General features: G+C 66.6%; 15 protein-coding genes. 10 read left to right on the top strand and 5 right to left on the bottom strand.

What is annotated here, in order from left to right; all coding sequences use genetic code 11:
- The first annotated feature begins 120 nt into the window (after positions 1-120).
- From ACWGXF_RS04185 to ACWGXF_RS04175, 3 genes are read left to right on the top strand one after another with little or no spacing between them, the layout of a single operon-like run.
- Positions 121-633 carry a GNAT family N-acetyltransferase gene (locus tag ACWGXF_RS04185; protein ID WP_256629223.1) on the top strand — a complete coding sequence of 171 codons (513 nt, stop codon included), beginning with the start codon at positions 121-123 and terminating at the stop codon, positions 631-633.
- 26 nt (positions 634-659) lie between these two features.
- Entirely contained in the window at positions 660-1,217 is a 558-nt protein-coding gene (locus ACWGXF_RS04180) for an NUDIX hydrolase (RefSeq protein ID WP_003066904.1), read from the top strand.
- A 58-nt stretch (positions 1,218-1,275) separates the two neighbouring features.
- Positions 1,276-2,172: a DMT family transporter gene (locus ACWGXF_RS04175; RefSeq protein WP_452101695.1), complete on the top strand. Its 897-nt coding sequence runs from the start codon at positions 1,276-1,278 to the stop codon at positions 2,170-2,172.
- 7 nt (positions 2,173-2,179) lie between these two features.
- Here the strand turns inward: ACWGXF_RS04175 and ACWGXF_RS04170 are convergent, their stop codons facing one another.
- Positions 2,180-3,100 (bottom strand): LysR family transcriptional regulator, encoded by a 921-nt coding sequence (locus ACWGXF_RS04170; protein WP_256629219.1) that lies wholly within the window; start codon positions 3,098-3,100, stop codon positions 2,180-2,182.
- Positions 3,101-3,271: 171 nt separating this feature from the next.
- On the opposite strand from ACWGXF_RS04170, the gene ACWGXF_RS04165 reads away from it, so the two are divergent.
- The 7 genes from ACWGXF_RS04165 to ACWGXF_RS04135 all read left to right on the top strand — a co-directional run bounded on the left by ACWGXF_RS04165 (position 3,272) and on the right by ACWGXF_RS04135 (position 11,711).
- On the top strand, positions 3,272-4,282 hold the full coding sequence (locus ACWGXF_RS04165) for a Bug family tripartite tricarboxylate transporter substrate binding protein (RefSeq protein ID WP_256629217.1): 1,011 nt from the start codon (positions 3,272-3,274) through the stop codon (positions 4,280-4,282).
- Between the two features lie 154 nt (positions 4,283-4,436).
- The gene (locus ACWGXF_RS04160) at positions 4,437-6,038 is read left to right on the top strand and encodes a gamma-glutamyltransferase family protein (protein WP_256629215.1); all 1,602 of its coding nucleotides are present in this window, start codon (positions 4,437-4,439) and stop codon (positions 6,036-6,038) included.
- A 264-nt stretch (positions 6,039-6,302) separates the two neighbouring features.
- Complete coding sequence (locus ACWGXF_RS04155; RefSeq protein WP_087865022.1) at positions 6,303-7,262, top strand: Bug family tripartite tricarboxylate transporter substrate binding protein; 960 nt, start codon at positions 6,303-6,305, stop codon at positions 7,260-7,262.
- A gap of 22 nt (positions 7,263-7,284) precedes the next feature.
- Positions 7,285-8,850, top strand: a complete 1,566-nt coding sequence (locus tag ACWGXF_RS04150; protein WP_256629213.1) for a class I adenylate-forming enzyme family protein — start codon at positions 7,285-7,287, stop codon at positions 8,848-8,850.
- A 14-nt stretch (positions 8,851-8,864) separates the two neighbouring features.
- Positions 8,865-9,857, top strand: coding sequence for a tripartite tricarboxylate transporter substrate binding protein (locus ACWGXF_RS04145; RefSeq protein ID WP_256629212.1), 993 nt, complete (start codon positions 8,865-8,867; stop codon positions 9,855-9,857).
- 199 nt (positions 9,858-10,056) lie between these two features.
- A complete protein-coding gene (locus tag ACWGXF_RS04140) occupies positions 10,057-10,980 on the top strand; it encodes an RNA polymerase sigma-70 factor (protein ID WP_256629210.1) in 924 nt (307 codons plus the stop codon).
- A gap of 233 nt (positions 10,981-11,213) precedes the next feature.
- Positions 11,214-11,711 (top strand): carboxymuconolactone decarboxylase family protein, encoded by a 498-nt coding sequence (locus tag ACWGXF_RS04135; protein WP_003066920.1) that lies wholly within the window; start codon positions 11,214-11,216, stop codon positions 11,709-11,711.
- A gap of 191 nt (positions 11,712-11,902) precedes the next feature.
- Here the strand turns inward: ACWGXF_RS04135 and ACWGXF_RS04130 are convergent, their stop codons facing one another.
- The 4 genes from ACWGXF_RS04130 to ACWGXF_RS04115 form a co-directional block, all read right to left on the bottom strand.
- Positions 11,903-12,886, bottom strand: a complete 984-nt coding sequence (locus tag ACWGXF_RS04130) for a Bug family tripartite tricarboxylate transporter substrate binding protein (RefSeq protein WP_256629207.1) — start codon at positions 12,884-12,886, stop codon at positions 11,903-11,905.
- 91 nt (positions 12,887-12,977) lie between these two features.
- Positions 12,978-14,189, bottom strand: a complete 1,212-nt coding sequence (gene tcuB, locus ACWGXF_RS04125; RefSeq protein WP_256629205.1) for a tricarballylate utilization 4Fe-4S protein TcuB — start codon at positions 14,187-14,189, stop codon at positions 12,978-12,980.
- A 155-nt stretch (positions 14,190-14,344) separates the two neighbouring features.
- Complete coding sequence (gene tcuA, locus ACWGXF_RS04120; protein ID WP_256629203.1) at positions 14,345-15,790, bottom strand: FAD-dependent tricarballylate dehydrogenase TcuA; 1,446 nt, start codon at positions 15,788-15,790, stop codon at positions 14,345-14,347.
- A 279-nt stretch (positions 15,791-16,069) separates the two neighbouring features.
- Entirely contained in the window at positions 16,070-17,455 is a 1,386-nt protein-coding gene (locus ACWGXF_RS04115) for a GntP family permease (RefSeq protein WP_256629201.1), read from the bottom strand.
- Positions 17,456-17,672: the final 217 nt, after the last annotated feature.

The following is a 17,672-nucleotide window of genomic DNA, read 5'->3' as shown; positions in this document are numbered from 1 at the left end:
TAGCGCCTACAGACTGCTGCGAGATGAACGGCTTGCTAAGCTATGTGCCGGATTTTGATTGAAATTGGCTGTCAGTCTTTGACTGATAAGCGTTGACAGCTATTGATTTGAGAGTTTTTGATGACGGAGTCGATGCCAATCCAGCTGCGCGCGCTGGGAGCGGACGATGTGGATGCCGTGATGCGCATACAGCAGCATTGCTATGGTGCGGACTTTGCCGAGCCGCGCGAGGTGTTTGTGCGCCGTTTGCGGACGGCCGGGCATTGTTCCTGGGCGGCCGAGCAGGGCGGGGAGCTGGTGGCCTATCTGGCAGCCTATTGGTCGCGCCCCGGAGCCATCACGCCGCTCAACGGCGACTTTGCCGAATATGACGACGCCAGCGTGCTCTATCTGCACGATATGGCCGTGTCCGAGGCTGCAGCCGGCCAGGGCCTGGCGCGGCGCATGGTCCAGATCCTGAAGGCGCAGGCCAGAGCGCGCGGCGTGCAGCGCACGGCACTGGTTTCGGTGCAGGGTTCGCGGCTTTACTGGGAGCGTCAAGGCTATGTGGTCGAATCCGTGACAAATGCTGCGCAGCAGCAACATTTGGCCAGTTACGGCGAAGGAGCGCTCTATATGGTGGGATTTATCTGACACATCGTCGGGTTGGGACAAGGATAATGCCGGCCATGCCCAATCGCTGGAAACCCAATGTGACTGTCTCGGCCATCATCGAACGCGATGGCCGTTTTTTGCTGGTGGAAGAACAAACGGCGGATGGACTGCGTCTGAACACGCCGGCCGGTCATCTCGACCCTTCCGAAAGCCCTGTCGATGCCTGTGTGCGCGAAGTCATGGAAGAGACGGCCTACAGCTTCACGCCCACGGCCCTGGTCGGCATCTACATGAACCGCTTTGTGCGCACGCGCACGGGCTCGGACATCACCTATCTGCGCTTCGCCTTCACGGGCGATCTGGGCATGCACCATGCCCAGCGCCATCTGGACGACGGCATCGTGCGCAGCGTCTGGCTCTCGCTCGATGAGCTCAAGGCCACCGAGCATCTGCATCGCAGCCCCATCGTGCTGGAGTCGGTGGGCGATTATCTGGCCGGCCAGCGCTATGACATAGGCCTGATTCATGCCGATGCCAGCATCTACAAGGTGCCGCAGCTGACGCGCCCGGTACCCGAAGAGGCCGGTGCCACGCTGGACGATGTGCTGGTGCAGATTCACTGATATTGGCATTCGGCAGTTGTGACAGGCGTGCAGGCCGGGGCTGTGCACAATGCCCTGTATGTCTGTAGCCAGCCTGATTCGACTCATGACACTGGCCGCCCTCTGGGGCGGCAGTTTTTTATTCATGCGCGTGGCCGTACCCCATCTGGGGGCCGTGCCCACGGCCGTGGGACGCGGCCTGTTTTCGGCGCTGGGCCTTGGCGCGGCGTTGTTTGCCATGGGCTACCGGCCCAGGCTAGGACGCTATCTTTGGTCCTTGCTGGGGCTGGGTGTCATCAATTCCGGCATCCCCTTTCTCATGTACGCGCTGGCGGCCCAGGTGCTGCCATCGGGCTATAGCGCCATCTTCAATGCCACCACGCCTCTGGTTGCGACCGTGGTGGGAGCGCTGGTGTTTGCCGAGGCGATCACGCCCGCGCGTGTGGTGGCGGTGCTGCTGGGGATTGGCGGCGTGGCGGTGCTGGCCCAGGCCGGGCCGCTGGATCTCGGCAGTGCCGTGCTGGGAGGCATGGCTGCCTGTTTTGTGGCCACGGTCTGCTATGCGTTTTCTAGCTATCTGACGCTCAGGCTGGCCGGTGCCAATGCGTGCGTGGACACGCGCGTTGCCGTTTTCATCAGCCAGCTCGGTGCGCTGATGGTGCTGACGCCGGCGCTGCTCATCGACATGGCGCTGGAGCCCGGCATGCTGGCCAGGCTGCAGGCCGCTCCGCTGCTGGCATGGGGCAATGTGGCGCTGCTGGGCTTGCTGAGCACGGCTCTGGCCTATGTGTTGTATTTCCGGCTGATTGCCGATGAAGGCCCGCAAAAGGCGCTGACCGTGACCTTTATCGTGCCCGTGTTTGCCGTGCTCTGGGGCTGGGCCCTGCTCGATGAGTCCTTGACCATCGCTCATGCCATGGGTGGCGGGCTGATTGCGCTGTCGCTATGGCTGGTGCTGCGCCCCAAGGCGGATTGAGTCGGTATCACCAGGCTGCGGGCAGGCGCAGCTGCAAAAGCTCCAGAAAGGACTGCGCCGCATGCGGCAGCGTGCGGCCGGCCAGGGTCTGCACCTCGATATCGCGCAGATCCATGCCGCGGTCGCTGAGCGCCACGGCCACGAGCGCGCCTGTGGCCACCATGTCGCGGGCGGCGATTTCGCTGGCCACGGCAACCGCCGTGCCCTGGGCCGCAAAGTTCAGCAGCGTCTTGCCGTGATTGCTCTCCAGGGCCGGCGCCAGCATCAGTCCCTGGCGGCTGCAGGCTGCATCCAGCAACTGGCGTACGGCCGTGCTGGGTGGTGTCAATGCCAGCGGATAACGCACCAGCCTTGCCAGTGCCACGCTGCGCTCCTGCGCCAGTTCATGGCCGGATGCCACCAGCGCCAGCACGGGCGCGGCCACGCGGCAGGCGACGGCGATGCCTGGCTCGGGGGCCCGGCTGAAGCACAGGCCTATGTCGGCCATGCCGGTGCGCACGGCATCGGATACTTCGGGCGTTGGCAGCACCGTCACCTCGAAGACGATGCCGCCGTGCTCGCGCTGAAAGGCCGCGCACAGGCGCGGCAGAAATTCGCTGGCGAAGGCGTCGGAGCTGGCGATGCGCACCTTGCCGCTGCGCAGGCCCTGCAAGGCCTTGATCTCGTCGAGTGCGCGCTCGGCGTCCAGCCCCGAGCGGCGCGCATGATCGGCGAGGATCTCGCCGGCGGCGTTGAGTACCATGCCGCGCGGGTGGCGCTCGAACAGCGGCGTGCCCAGCCGCGCCTCCAATGCCGCAATCTGGCGGCTGATGGCCGAGGCCGCCACATGCAGTCTTGCCGAAGCCTCGGTCAGCGAGCCGCATTGCGCGACTTCGTGGAAGTAGCGCAGCGCGGTGTCTTGGAGCAGCAAATGGCGGGACTCGGGCATGGCAGTCGGTGAAAGCAAACCACCATTGTGATCGGTTTGCTGTTTTGGCAATGATGGCTTGCAAATTTGCCGATAGCGGCAAATGCCTTGGCTTTCTAAGATGTCCCGTTCGATGGTTGCCGGGCAGCGGCGACCTCTTTCGAACAAGCTGTCATTTCACCGGGAGTTGCCATGCGGGCACGGTTTACTGTTTCAACGACGCGCCGACAGTGGCTCCAGGCCGCAACGGTCTTGGCCGGTGGTTTGCTGGTCTTGCCGGCCCTGGCCCAGGGCGAGGCTGCCTGGCCCGGCCGACCGGTACGGGTGATCGTGCCGTTTCCGGCCAGCGGCGCGACCGATCTGGTGGCACGCGTGATCGCGCAGCGCGTATCGCAGGAGCTGGGCCAGCAGCTGGTCATAGACAACCGGCCCGGCGCCGGCGGCACCATAGGCACGGCCGAGGCCGCCAAGGCGGCGGCCGACGGTTACACCCTGCTGTTCACCACCAGCAGCACGCATGCGATTTCGCCGCATCTGATGCCCAGGCTGGCCTACAAGGCGGACAAGGATTTCAGTCCCATCGCGCACACGGCCGACGCGGCCAGCGTGCTGCTCGTCACGCCCTCGCTGCCGGTCAAGAGCGTGCAGGAGCTGATTGCCTATGCCAGGGCCAATCCCGGCAAGCTCAATTACGCCACCAGCGGCAACGGCACCATCGTGCACCTGAACACCGCCGCCTTTGCCGCGCAGGCCGGCATACAGCTCGCCCATGTGCCCTACAAGGGCACGGCGCAATCGATCACCGATCTGGCGGCAGGCCAGGTGCATCTGCTGTTCGATTCCATCCCCACGGGCATGCCCCATGTGGCCAGCGGCCGCCTGCGTGCCCTGGCCGTGACCGGCGACAGGCGCAGCACGCTGGCTCCGAATCTGCCCACGGTGGCCGAATCGGGCCTGCCAGGCTATTCCTCGGTCACCTGGTTCGGCGTCTACGGCCCGGCCGGCATGAAGCCCGAGCTGGTCGGCCGGATCAACCAGGCCTTCAACCGCGCCATCCAGAATCCCGAGGTGATCGCCAGCCTGGCCAAGCAGGGCGTGGAGCCCGCCAAGCCGCAGACGCCCGCGCAGTTCGCTGCCATGGTGCAGGCCGACAGCGCGCGCTGGGCCAAGGTCATCAGGGACAACCACATTACTTTGGAATGACATATGCAACCCCCTGTGCGGCTGCGCCGGGGGACGGCATCCTCGGCTAGGCGCCTCCCGCCGTGAGGCGGCTCTTGCTCGATGCCTCTGGCCTGGGGCGCGCCAGTTTGAAGCGTTAAGCGCGGCGCCCATGAATCACTGATCGGACTTAGATATGACCAACCTCGTCAAGGACTGGACGCTTCCCTATGCCTCGCACCGCTCGCCGGTGCTGGGGCGCAATGTGGTCAGCACTTCGCAGCCGCTGGCCGCGCAGGCCGGCCTCTCCATGCTGCAGGCCGGCGGCAACGCCGTGGATGCGGCGCTGGCCGCGGCGATGACGCTGACCGTGGTCGAACCCACGGGCTGCGGCATCGGCAGCGACGGCTTTGCCATCGTCTGGGACGGCAAGGAGCTGCACGGCCTCAACGCCTCGGGCCGCTCGCCTGCGGGCTGGACGCCCGACTACTTTGCCCAGCTCGGCGGCATTCCGGAAAAGGGCTGGAATGCCGTGACCGTGCCCGGCGCCGTGTCGGCCTGGGTGGCGCTGTCCAAGCGCTTCAGCAAGCTGCCCTTCGCGCAGGTGGCCCAGCCCGCCATCGACTATGCACGCAACGGTTTCCCGGTCTCGCCCACGATTGCCACGCTGTGGGAGCTGGGCGGCAAGAAACTGGGCGACCAGCCCGGCTTTGCCGAGTGCTTTCTGCCTGGCGGCCGCGCTCCCCGGGCCGGTGAGGTGTTCAGGAGCGAAGCCCATGCGCGCACGCTGGAAGAGATTGCCGAGACCCTGGGCGAGTCCTTTTACCGAGGCGCGCTGGCCAGGAAGATGGTCGAGCATGCACGGGCCTGTGGCGGCGTGATGAGCGAGGAAGACCTGGCCGAGCATCAGGCCGACTGGGTGGGAACGGTGTCGCAGAAGTTTGGCGATTCGGTGATCCACGAGATTCCGCCCAACGGCCAGGGCATTGCGGCGCTGATGGCGCTGGGCATGCTGGACGAGCTGGGCGTGGGCAAGCAAGACCTCGACGGCGTGGACAGCGTGCACCTGCAGATCGAGGCCATGAAGCTGGCTTTTGCCGATCTGCACCAGTACAACGCCGACCTGGACCATATGCGCGTCACCCCCGCGCAGCTGCTGGACCGTGGCTATCTGCGCGAGCGCGCCCAGCTCATTGACCGTGACAAGGCCAGCCTGCCCAGCTATGGCGCACCGCGTCCCGGCGGCACGGTCTATCTGGCTGCGGCCGATGCCAGCGGCATGATGGTCTCCTTCATCCAGTCCAACTACATGGGCTTCGGCTCGGGCGTGGTCGTGCCGGGCACCGGCATCAGCCTGCAGAACCGCGGCCATGGCTTTACCACCGAGGCCGGTCATGCCAATCAGGTCGGCCCGCGCAAGCGCCCCTCGCACACCATCATTCCGGCCTTTGCCATGCATGCCGACGGCAGGCCGCAAATGGCGTTCGGCGTCATGGGCGGACCCATGCAGAGCCAGGGCCATCTGCAGATGGCGCTGCGCGTGCTGCGCTACGGCCAGAACCCGCAGGCTGCGGCCGATGCGCCGCGCTGGCGCGTGACCGGCGGCAAGGGCGTGGCCGTGGAGCCGTCCTTCGATGCCGCCGTGGTTGAGCAGCTGCGCGCACGCGGCCATGAGGTCAGCGTCGAGGCCGGCCATGGCGTGTTCGCCTTTGGCGGCGCGCAACTGGTGCTGCGCGATGGCGAGCACTACATCGCGGGTTCCGATCCGCGCAAGGACGGGTGCGCGGTGGGGTATTGAGGTCCCCCCTGAGCGGCTGCGCCGCTTCCCCCAAGGGGCGACGTGCAACGGGACGACGGCCTTGCTGCGGGGCGGCGCGGCCGGCGAGGCCCTTGCTTGCCGTCCCAGGTTTGGGGCGCGCCATCTTTTGCGGCAACGGGCTAGCCCGTATTCCAGCCCGCCTAAGCGCGGGTTTCCGAATGGCGAAGCGGCTCTCCTGTCAAACCCTGGTGCCCTGGGGCGCGGGGCTCTCTATCGTTGCGGGCAGTGAACCGGAGACTGCCCATGATCATCCGCCGCAGCTTGCTGGCCCTGCTGGCCGCCCTGACTTCCGTCCCTTGTGCCGCGCTGGCGGCTGCCTGGCCTGAGCGGCCGATCACCATCATCGTGCCGGCCGCTGCGGGTGGCACCACGGACATCGCGGCGCGCGTGCTGGCCGAGAAGATGGGCAAGGATCTGGGTGCGCCGGTGGTGGTGGAGAACAAGGGCGGGGGTGGGGGCTCCATCGGCACGGCCCAGGTGGCGCGCGCCAGGCCCGATGGCTATACGCTGCTGATGGGCAACATCGGCCCGGTGGCCATCAATTTCAGCCTCTACCGGCAGTTGAGCTACAAGGAGAGCGATCTGCGCGGCATCACCAATGTGATCTCCGTGCCCAACATCCTCGTGGTCCATGCGGACTCGCCCGTGCGTAGCGTGGGCGAGCTGGTGGCGCAGGCCAGGACGCGGCGCTTGAATGTTTCCACCTCGGGCGTGGGCCAGTCGCCCCATATGTCTTCGGAGATGTTCCGACAGAAGGCCGGCATTGAGGTCACCCTGGTGCCTTTTCCGGGCGCCGCACCCGCCGTCACGGCCCTGCTGGGCCAGCAGGTCGACTACATGATCGACAACCTGCCCAGTTCCATGCCACACATCAAGGCCGGCAAGTTCCGCGCCCTGGCCATCACCAGCGCCACACGTTCGACCCAGTTGCCCGAGGTGCCGACCATGGCCGAAGCCGGCGTACCCATGCAGGTCACGGCCTGGTTCGGTCTGCTGGCCCCGGCCGGCACGCCCGATGCCGTGGTCGAACGCATCCAGCAGTCCGCCCGCCGCGCCATGCAGACGCCCGATGTGCGCCAGCGCTTCGCCGACCTCGGCGGCATGCCCGGCGGCGAGACGCCGGCCGAGTACGACGCCTTCATCGCACAGGAACGCAAGAGCTGGGCCCAGATCGTGAAGGCCGCCGGCCTGTCGCTCGAATAACTTTTCCCTCATGCCTCCTCCCATGCCAGACGACATTGTCCCTGTCTTGAGCCAGAGCTTTGGCTCGCTGCCGGAACTGATCGCTTTCCAGGCTGCACGGCGCCCGCGCCACGTCGCCCTGGTGCTCGGCGACCAGCGCCTGGACTACGCCGCGCTGCAGGATGGTATGGAGCGTGCCGCCCTGAGCCTGCAGCGCCAGGGCCTGGGCCCCGGCGACGTCGTGGCCATCTGCGCGGGCAGCTCGCCCGAGTACATGCTGGCCTTCCTGGGTGCGCTGCGCGCGGGCGTGGCCGTGGCGCCGCTGGCTCCTTCGGCCACGGCCGGCCATCTGAGCGCCATGCTGAACAACTGCGGCGCGCGCCTGGTGCTGCGTGACCGCGAGACGGCCCTGCAATGGCCGCTGCAGCCAGGCATAGGCCTGCAATGCGTGGCGCTGGACGATGCACCCGAAGCCGGCGCGCCCTGGTCGCAGTGGCTGGCGGAGCAAGGCACGCCCGCCGCCATCGATCCCCGACCAGACTGGGCGTTCAACGTTATCTACTCCTCGGGCACGACCGGGGTGCCCAAGGGCATCGTCCAGTCCTGGGCCATGCGCTGGGCTCATGTGCAGCGGGCCATCGTCAACGGCTACGGGCCTGCGGCCGTCTCGCTGTGCGCCACGCCGCTGTACTCCAACACCACCCTGGTCGCGGCCCTGCCCACGCTGGGCCTGGGCGGCACCCTGGTGCTGATGCGCAAGTTCGACGCCGGGCACTACCTGGAGCTGGCCGAGCGCCACCGCGCCACGCACACCATGCTGGTGCCCGTGCAATACCAGCGGCTGATGCAGTACCCAGGGTTCGACGATGCCGACCTGAGCCACCTGCAGCACAAGTTCTGTACCAGCGCGCCCTTCCATCCCGCGCTCAAGGCCGAGGTGCTGCGCCGCTGGCCGGGAGCGCTCATCGAGTACTACGGCATGACCGAGGGCGGCGTGCGCTGCGAGCTGCACTGCCATGACCATCCGGGCAAGCTGCACACCGTGGGCCGGCCCGGACCCGGCGCCGACATCCGTTTCATCGATGAGCTCGGCCGCGAGTTGCCGCCCGGCGAACAGGGCGAGATCGTGGGCCGCTCGGCCGGGATGATGAGCGGCTACCACGGCCTGCCCGACAAGACGCGCGAGGCCGAATGGTTCGACGCCGAAGGCCGGCGCTTCATCCGCAGCGGCGACGTGGGCAGGCTCGACGAGGACGGTTTCATCGTGCTGGGCGACCGCAAGAAGGACATGATCATCACGGGGGGCTTCAACGTCTACCCCAGCGACATCGAGTCCGTGCTGCTGCAGCACCCGCAGGTGGCCGAATGCGCGGTGATCGGCGTGCCCTCCGAGCAATGGGGCGAAACCCCCGTGGCCTATGCCGTGGCACGGCCCGGCACGGAGCCATTGGCTGCGCATCTGCGCGACTGGCTCAACGCCCGCCTGGGCAAGACCCAGCGCGTGGCCGAACTGCGGCTGGCTGCCAGCCTTCCGCGCAGCGAGATCGGCAAGGTGCTCAAGCGTGCCCTGCGCGAGCAGTACCAGCCCGAGGCCTTTTCCTCTTCATGAACCGAGAGCACGCCATGTCCCTGTCCACACGCCGCCGCATGCTGATCTGCCTGGCCCTGGCCGCCAGTGCCCTTTGCGCCACAGCCCTGCCCGCCGCACGGGCCGCCGAGGCCTGGCCGGCCAAGCCCATACAGCTGGTCATTCCCTATCCGCCCGGAGGCAGCGCCGACCTGCTGGGCCGCCCGCTGGCCGTGCAACTGCAGCAGCAGCTGGGCCAGCCCGTGGTGCTGGAGTACAAGAGCGGCGCGGGCGGCACGCTGGCCTCGCAGTACGTGGCACGTGCCAAACCGGACGGCTACACCGTGCTCATGGTGCTGGCCGCCCACGCCATCAACGACAGCCTCTACCCCAAGCTGTCCTACGACACGCGCAAGGATTTCGCTCCCGTGTCCCTGGTGGCCAACCTGCCCATGATCGTCGCGGCCAGCGGCAAGCTGCCCGCCAGGAACATCCAGGAGCTCATCCAGGCGGCCAGGGCCAACCCCGGCAAGCTCAGCTTCGGATCGGCGGGCAACGGCAACACCGGCCACCTGGCGGCCGAATACTTTGCCAGCATGGCGGGTGTGCGCATGACCCACGTTCCCTACAAGGGCAGCGCGGGGGTGGTCAATGCCATGCTGGCTGGCGATATTGACCTGACCTTCGACAGCATCTCCACCTCCATGCCCCACATCCGCAGCGGGCGCATGCAGGCGCTGGCCGTCACCAGTCCGAAGCGCTCGGCACTGGCGCCCGAGGTGGCCACCATCCAGGAACAGGGCATGGCAGGCTTCGACGTGACCGGCTGGTACGCCGTCATCGCGCCGGCAGGCACGCCGCCTGAAGTCACCCGGCACCTGAGCCGCGAGATCGCCACCGCCCTGCGCCAGCCCGCGCTGCAAGCCCAGCTGGCCGCTGGCGGCTACGAGCCCGTGGGCTCCACGCCCGAGGCGCTGCAGGCCCATATCGACCGCGAGATCACGCGCTGGGCTGCCGTCGTCAAGGCGACGGCAGCCCGTGTGGATTGAAAATCACGCCCTGAGCGGATGCGCCGGGGACGAGACCTTCGCTGTGGGGCGGCGCGGCTGGCCAGGCTCTTGCTTGGCGTCCCTGCTCTGGGCTCTGGCGGATTGGGCTGCGTTGTCACAAAAGCTGCACCTGCTGCGTCTAAGGCTTGGTGCCTGTCACACTGGGTGGCTGGCCCGGCCTATTTGCAGGAGACATCACGTGAGCCCCACTTCCCACACTGTGCCGCCCGCCGATGCGGGACTGCAGGATTTCGAGCGCCATCGCCCGCGCCTGTTCGGGCTGGCCTATCGCATGCTGGGCCAGCGCGCCGAAGCCGAGGATCTGGTGCAGGATGTCTGGCTGCGCTGGCAGGACAGCGAGCGCACCTCCATTGCCCAGCCCGAGGCCTGGCTGGTGACCACGGCCACGCGGCTGGCCATAGACCGGCTGCGGCGCCTGCGCGTGGAGCGCGAGCACTATGCGGGTTTCTGGCTGCCCGAGCCGCTGGTCCAGCCCTGGACCGAGGCCGCGCCCTCGGCCGAGGAGCTGCTGGAGCAGGCCCACGATGTCTCCACGGCGCTGCTGTTCGTGCTGGAGCAACTGACGCCCGAGGAGCGCGCGGCCTTTTTGCTGCGTGAGGTCTTCGATGCCGACTACGCCGAAGTAGCCCAGGCGCTGGGCCGCAGCGAGGCCGCCTGCCGCCAACTGGTGCACCGCGCGCGTGCCCATGTGAAGGCCGGGCGGCCGCGCTTCGAGGCGCCCGCACAAGCCCATGCCGAGCTGTTGCGCCGCTTTGCCCAGGCTGCACGGGGCGGCGATCTGGCGCAGATCCAGGCGCTCTTCGCGCCCGATGCTGCGCTGATCAGCGACGGTGGCGGCAAGGTGGCATCCTTTGGCCGAGTGCTGGAGACCGGGCGCCGCCTGGCGCTGCTGTACTTCGCCACGGCCCGGCGCCTGCGCCGCGACGGGCAGGAGCAGACCCTGCATCTGGCGCGGGTCAACGGCCTGCCGGGTCTGGTGCGCTGCGTGGACGGCCGGGTGGAGTCGGTGCAGACGCTGCTGGTCGAGGACGGACTGATCCGGCGCATCTACACGCTGCGCAATCCGGACAAGCTGACCCGCGTGCTGGTGCCGGCTGCCTGATGGGCGGGGCCTGTCGAAGAAGGCGAAGAAAACAATAGCTGTTACCGCCAGTCAGTCAACAAATTCAGATTGTTTTATCGCTGAGTTTGTTTCATACAGAGCGATAGCAGCTATGTTTATTGATGGTCAGGCGATGGATGACGAGGCCTGTCACAAACCGCAGAGCTGCCGCGTCTAAGAGGTATGGGCCGGCCGCAGGGGCGGGCCTGCAACGTCCCTCAAGGAGTATTCACATGGCCGACATCGCCAACCCCACCGCCAGCCCTATTGCCATCCCCACGCCGCGCCTGGACTTCCGTGCGCTGGCTCCCGAGCTCTACAAGGCCCAGGCCGGCCTCAACGCCCAGATCGCGCGCTCCAGCCTCGGTGTGCAGCTGCTGGAGCTGGTCTATCTGCGCGTCTCGCAGATCAACGGCTGCGCCTTCTGCGTGGACATGCATGTGCGCGAGCTGCTGTCGCGCGGCGAGGACCTGCAGCGCATCAACAGCGTGGTGGTCTGGCGCGAGGTGGACTTGTTCGAGATGCGCGAGCGCGCCGCGCTGAATTGGGCCGAGCGCTGCACCCAGCTGAGCCAGGCCCATCCCGGGCAGCAGGACTTCGAGGCCCTGCGCCCCTACTTCAGCGAGCGCGAGATCGTGGAGCTCAGCTACGCGATCGGTTGCATCAATGTCTGGAACCGTCTGTGCGTGGGCTTTGCGGCTCCCGTGGAGAAAAAGCCCATCACAGTCTGAGCGGCTGTACGGCTTCCCCCGTGGCACGGCGCCCGTTGCACGGCGCCCTCTCTCGCTGCGCGGGAGGGGCGACGGCCTCGCTGCGGGGCGGTGCAGCCGACGAGGCACCGTCGGCGATGCCCTTGCTCGTCAGCCTGACCTGACTGCGTCCCACTCATGCCTTATGCATCGGCGCGAGCGGGGTTGTGCTCTCAGTTCTGAGTGATCTTGCGTTCCTTGACCACCTTGCCCCATTGCTCGTATTCCTTCTTCATGAAGGCCGCGAACTCGGCCCGCGTCGTGGGCTGGGGCGTCAGGCCGTGGACCTTGAGCGCCTCGGCCACGCCGGGGTCCTTGAGCACCTTGACGATTTCCAGGTTCCAGCGATCCAGCACGGGCGTGGGGGTCTTGCCGGGGGCGACGAAGGCATACCAGTTCAGCGCCTCGAAGCCGGGGAAGCCCGCTTCGGCCACGGTGGGGATATTGGGCATATAGGCGGGGCGCGTCAGACCCGTGGTGGCCAGCGGAATCAGCTTGCCTGTCTCGACATGCGGCAGGGCCGTCGGGGGCGCGGCAAAGTAGGAGGTGACGCGCTCGCCAAGCAGGTCCTGCAGGGCCGGCGCGCCGCCCTTGTAGGGCACGTGAACCATCTCCACGCCAGCGCGCTGGTTGAACAGCTCGCCCGCCAGGTGCGAGGCCGAGCCCGCGCCAGTGGAGGCATAGTCCACGCTGCCGGGGCTCTTCTTGGCCTTGGCCACGAACTCGGCCAGGTTCCTCACGCCGGCGCCCTTGTGCACCACCAGCACATTGGGGAAGTTCACGCCGCCCGAGATGGGTGCCAGGTCGGTGAAGGGGTTGTAGCCCACCTTCATGATGTGGGGCGCAATCGTCAGGGGACCGATGGAGCCGAACAGCAGCACCGAGCCGTCGGTCGGTGCCTTGGCCACGAACTGGTGGGCGATATTGCCGCCCGCGCCGCCCTTGTTGTCCACCACCACGGTCTGACCGATGTTCTCGCCCAGCTTCTTGGCAATCATGCGCGCCGCCGCGTCGGCGGCGCCGCCTGCGGCAAAGCCCACGACCAGGGTCACGGGCTTGTTGGGCAGCCAGTCGGGAGCGGCCTGTGCCGCCGAGCCCAGGCTCAGCAGAGAGGCGGCCACGGCCGTGGCGCGCAGGAAATGGCGTTTGTTCATCATGGGATGTCTCCTTGGTCGGAAAGGAATGCCGGTATTCCGGCTGATTTTTTTGAAAGCAGGCACGGCGGGCGTGCCTGTCATGGGGCTTCGTTCAATCAGCGCCGAGGCCAATGGGGCTGGGCTCGCGCTTTTCGGTGTTGTGGCGCAGCAGTGCAGCCGTGCGGAACACGCCGTGGGCAAACTTGCCGTAGGGCAGGGTGGCAAACAGCGCAATCACGGCGCCCAGGTGCAGGCACAGCAGCAGTGCCAGCGCCGGCGTGGCGCGGCCCAGCCATAGCGCAAGACCGCTGGCGGCCACCAGGAACAGCAGGGCGATGAAGGCTAGGTCCATGGGCTTTTGCCTGGCGTCGCCATGCAGCGGATGGCGTGCGCGGTTCAGCATCCAGAGGCCGGCCGTGCCGATCATCAGGCTCACGCCGCCCAGGGCGCCCAGAATCTTGGGCAGGCTGGGTAGCTCGTAGGGAGCAGGCAGATCGAAGACATAGTGATAGACCGTGGCCAGGCCTGTGGCCGCAAAGCACAGCATGAAGCCGTAGAAGGTCAGGTGGTGGAAGCGGCGGCGCTTGAGCGTGTACTCGTCGTCCTCGTTGTGGCAGCCGTCGCCATGGCCGCCGTCCAGGTATTTCAGGCGCAGCACGTCGTGCGTGGCTTCGGCAGCGGCAGGGCCGCTGACATCCACATTGCTGGTGGCGGGCTTCACATCCTTCCAGAAGCGGCGCACGCCCATGAACAGCGCGAAGACCACGAACAGGAACACCGGCGCAAAAATGCCGACCAGCAGATTGTGCGGGAACAGGTTGTAGAAGTTGTTGCCCAGATTGCCGCTCCACAACTGGCCGATGCCGCCTTGCGCCGCGACGGCCAGCGCCAGGAACAGGAAGAGGCCGGCCACCAGTGCCAGGGACAGGGTCAGGCCGTTCTTCTGATACAGCGTGCCCATGGCGGGCGGCCAGGCATAGTCGGCATAGGTCTGGCCGCGCACTTCGGCCATGGCCTTGGGGATGTTGATGCCGAATTCATGCGGCGGCGCGTACTGGCAGGCGTGCAGGCAGGCGCCGCAGTTGTGGCAGAGATTGGCCAGGTAATGCACATCGGCCTTGCCGAACTCCAGACGGCGCGTCATGGCCGGGAACACGGCGCAGAAGCCTTCGCAGTAGCGGCAGGCATTGCAGATCTGCATCACGCGCGCCACTTCGCTTTCGGCAGCGGTTTCCGTTGGGGCGGGGAGGATGGGAATCACCTTGCCGGTGGCCAGGGTCTGGGCTTCCTTGCCCAGTTCTTGCAGGGATTTCAGGGTTTGCATGTCAGTATCAATGATGTTGAGCGTGATTCGCATCACTTGAAACTGGCGTGCTCCAAGTCAGAGACGCCGAGCAAGGGCCGCCCCGCAGCGAGGGCGTTGTCCCCCTCCCAAAGAGGGAGGGGGAAGCGGCGAAGCCGCTCAGGGGGTGTTTCATTTCAGTCCTTTACGGCGCCATGGATAGCGGGTTTGCCGGCAGCCGCGAGAGCAGCATTGCGCCCGGCAATGCGGCCAAAGGCCGTGCCGATCGACATGCCCACACCGGCCGTGTAGCCCTTGCCCAGCACATTGCCGGCCATCATCTCGCCGGCCACGAACAGGTTCTGGCTGGGTTGATCCTTGAAGCGCACCGCGGAGGTGTCGTCCACCTTCAAGCCCAGATAGGTGAAGGTCACGCCGGGGCGCAGCGCATAGCCGTAGTAGGGGCCGGTGTCGAGCGGGCGCGCCCAGTGCGTCTTGGCCGGAGCCAGGCCTTCGGTGTGGCAGTCGTCCAGCGCGGTATGGTCGAAATGGCCGACCTTGCAGCTGCCGTTGTAGGCGTCGAGCGTGGCCATGAAGGTGTCCACGTCCAGACCCAGCTTCTGCGCGAGCTCGGGCAGGGAATCGGCCTTCACGCCGGGGAACACCGGCGGCATGAAGCGGCCTATGGCCTTGCTGTCGATGATGGAGTAGGCGATCTGGCCGGGCTGCTGGGCTACCAGACGGCCCCAGATCGCATAGCGCTTGGGCCAGAAGTCCTCGCCCTCGTCATAGAAGCGCTGGGCATCGCGGTTCACCACCACGCCCAGCGATACGCAGTCGATGCGCGTGCAGATGCCGCCGTCGTACAGCGGGGCGCGGGCATCGATGGCCACCATGTGCGCCTGCGTGGGATCGCCCAGGCCGTCGGCCTGCTGCTCTTGCAGCATATGCTTGAGCAGCAGGCCCTGGTTGAAGGCCGTGCCGCGGATGATGAAGTTGTCGGCCGGCCATTCGCCGCGCTCGTTCTGGCCCCAGGCCTCGCGCAGCCATTCGCGGTTGGACTCGAAGCCGCCCGCTGCCAGCACGCAGCTTTTGGCCGTGATGCGCTGGCTGCCATCCTTGGTCTTGACCCAGGCAGCCTGGAACCGGCCGTTCTCGATTTCGAGCTTGTCCACGGGCGACTCGTAGCGGATTTCCACGCCCAGCTTTTCGGCGCTGCGGAAATAGGCGTTCACCAGCGCCTTGCCGCCGCCCATGAAGAAGGCATTGGTGCGCGCCACATGCAGCGCGCCCGACAGCGGCGGCTGGAAGTGCACGCCATGCCTGCGCATCCAGTTGCGGCAGGTCGAGGAGGCCCGGATCACCATGCGCGCCAGATGCTCGTTGGTGATGCCGCCCGTGACCTTGAGCAAGTCTTGCCAGTACTCTTCTTCGGGATAGGCCTCGACCAGCACGTCCTGGGGAGCGTCGTGCATGCAGCGCAGATTGCGGGTGTGGCCGGAGTTGCCGCCGCGCCATTCGCGCGGTGCAGATTCAAGCAGCAGCACGCGGGCACCTGCTTCGCGCGCCATCAGCGCGGCGCACAGGGCGGCATTGCCACCACCGATGACGAGTACATCGGTGTCAAAGGCTTCAGTTTTCATGATGGGCTGCCACGGGGCGGTGCCTGCAGCGGTTCAACGTGGGGAAATGTCCTCTGTCATCCCCGCTGCCGGAGCGCGGTTGACAGGGTCAGATTGGAGTTGAACGCCACTGTAGTGAGCACAGCCTCACCCGTGCAGCGGGGCTAGGGGATGGGGGTATCACCAATCGTGATGGATTGCTTGTGCCGCAGGCCGAAGGCGGCGCGATGCGGCCTTGCGCCACGGCTTGCAACCCCGGAGGAAGGCACCAGGGCCGCTGCGCTGCAGCCCCGGCCAGCCTCAATGCACGGTGACGAGCGCGTTGAAGAGCAGCACCATGAGCAGGCCCACCACGGCCACGATGGACTGCACGACCGAGATGGTCTTGGTGGCTTCGCCCATGGTCATGCCGAAGGACTCCTTGACCATCCAGAAACCGGCGTGGTTGGCATAGTTGAAGAACAGCGAGCCGCAGCCGATGGACAGGGCCAGCAGGGGCAGGTTCAGGCTGGGGTCGGCCCCCGCCAGCGGCGCGAGCAGGCCGGCAGCGCCCACGATGCCCACGGTGGCCGAACCCGTGGAAACGGACAGCAGCATGGCGATCAGCCAGCCCAGGATCAGCGGCGGGAAGGCGAACTGCTGGGTCAGATGGACGATGGCATCACCGACCTTGGCGCTGGTCAGCATCTGCTGGAAGGCGCCGCCACCGGCAATGATCATGATGATGGAGGCAATCGGCTTGAGGCTCTTGCCCAGCGCGTCGCGCAGCTTTTCGGTATCGCCGCCACGGGCCATCACCAGGGCCACGATGGCGAACAGCACGCCCAGCAGCATGGCGATCAGGGGGTTGCCCAGGAAGCTGGCCACATGCATGGCCGCCGCATCCTTGGGCAGCAGCATCTCGGCGACGGCGTGGATCAGCATCAGAATGGCGGGCAGCAGGGCCGCCAGCACGCCCAGGGCAATGCTGGGCTGCTGGCCGGCAGTGGCTTTCTCGGTGATGGTGAACTGGTCCAGCAAGGCCTGGTCGGGCTTGGTGCTCATGCGCGGGGCGATGAAGGCGCCATACAGCGGGCCGCCGAGAACCATGGCCGGAATCGCCGCCAGAAAGCCGTACAGCATGGTCGGGCCGACCGTGGTCTTGAGGGTGGCGATGGCGGTCAGGGGGCCGGGATGGGGCGGAACCATGCCGTGCATGGCCGCCAGTGCCGAGATCACGGGCACGCCGACGTAGACATAGGCCGAGCCCTTGAAGCGGGCCTGGCCTTCCAGCTTGCGCGCCACGCTGAAGATCAGCGGCAGCATGACCACCAGGCCGACCTCGAAGAACATCGGAATGCCGACGATGAAGGCCACCAGGGTCATGGCCCAGGGGATCATGCGATCGGAGGAGTGCCTGAGAATGGCTTCGGCGATCTGCTCGGTGATGCCTGCATCGGCCAGGATCTTGCCCAGCATGGCGCCCAGCGCGATCACGACGCCTACGGCGCCCAGCGTTTTGCCCGCGCCATTGGTCAGCTGGTTGACGATGGTTTCCGGATCCATGCCGGTGGCAAAGCCGACGCCGACCGAGACGATGAGCAGGGCCAGCAGCGGGTGCAGCTTGATGCGTGAAACAATTAATGCAACCAGCACCAGCACGCTGACCAGGGCGGTCAGCAGCAGCTGAATATCGAGAGATGTCATAAATGAACCTTGGTTTTGGCTGGCTGTCCTGAAGCGCACTTCACATCCAGCACGAGGCAAGGCTCATATTAAAAAAGCGCACTCGCACCCGCTGTAGGCTGGCGCCGTCGGCGGGGTGCAAGATGGATGTCGAGATGCGGCCCAGGGGGCGCAACAGCAATGTTGTAATGAAGATCTAGGTTTGCCACCAGGTATGAGCTTCACATGGCAACAAAGT

It is taken from the genome of Comamonas sp. HJ-2 (genome assembly GCF_053615495.1).
Note: the sequence above shows the minus strand (reverse complement) of the source record. Positions and strands in the feature narration are given on the sequence as shown.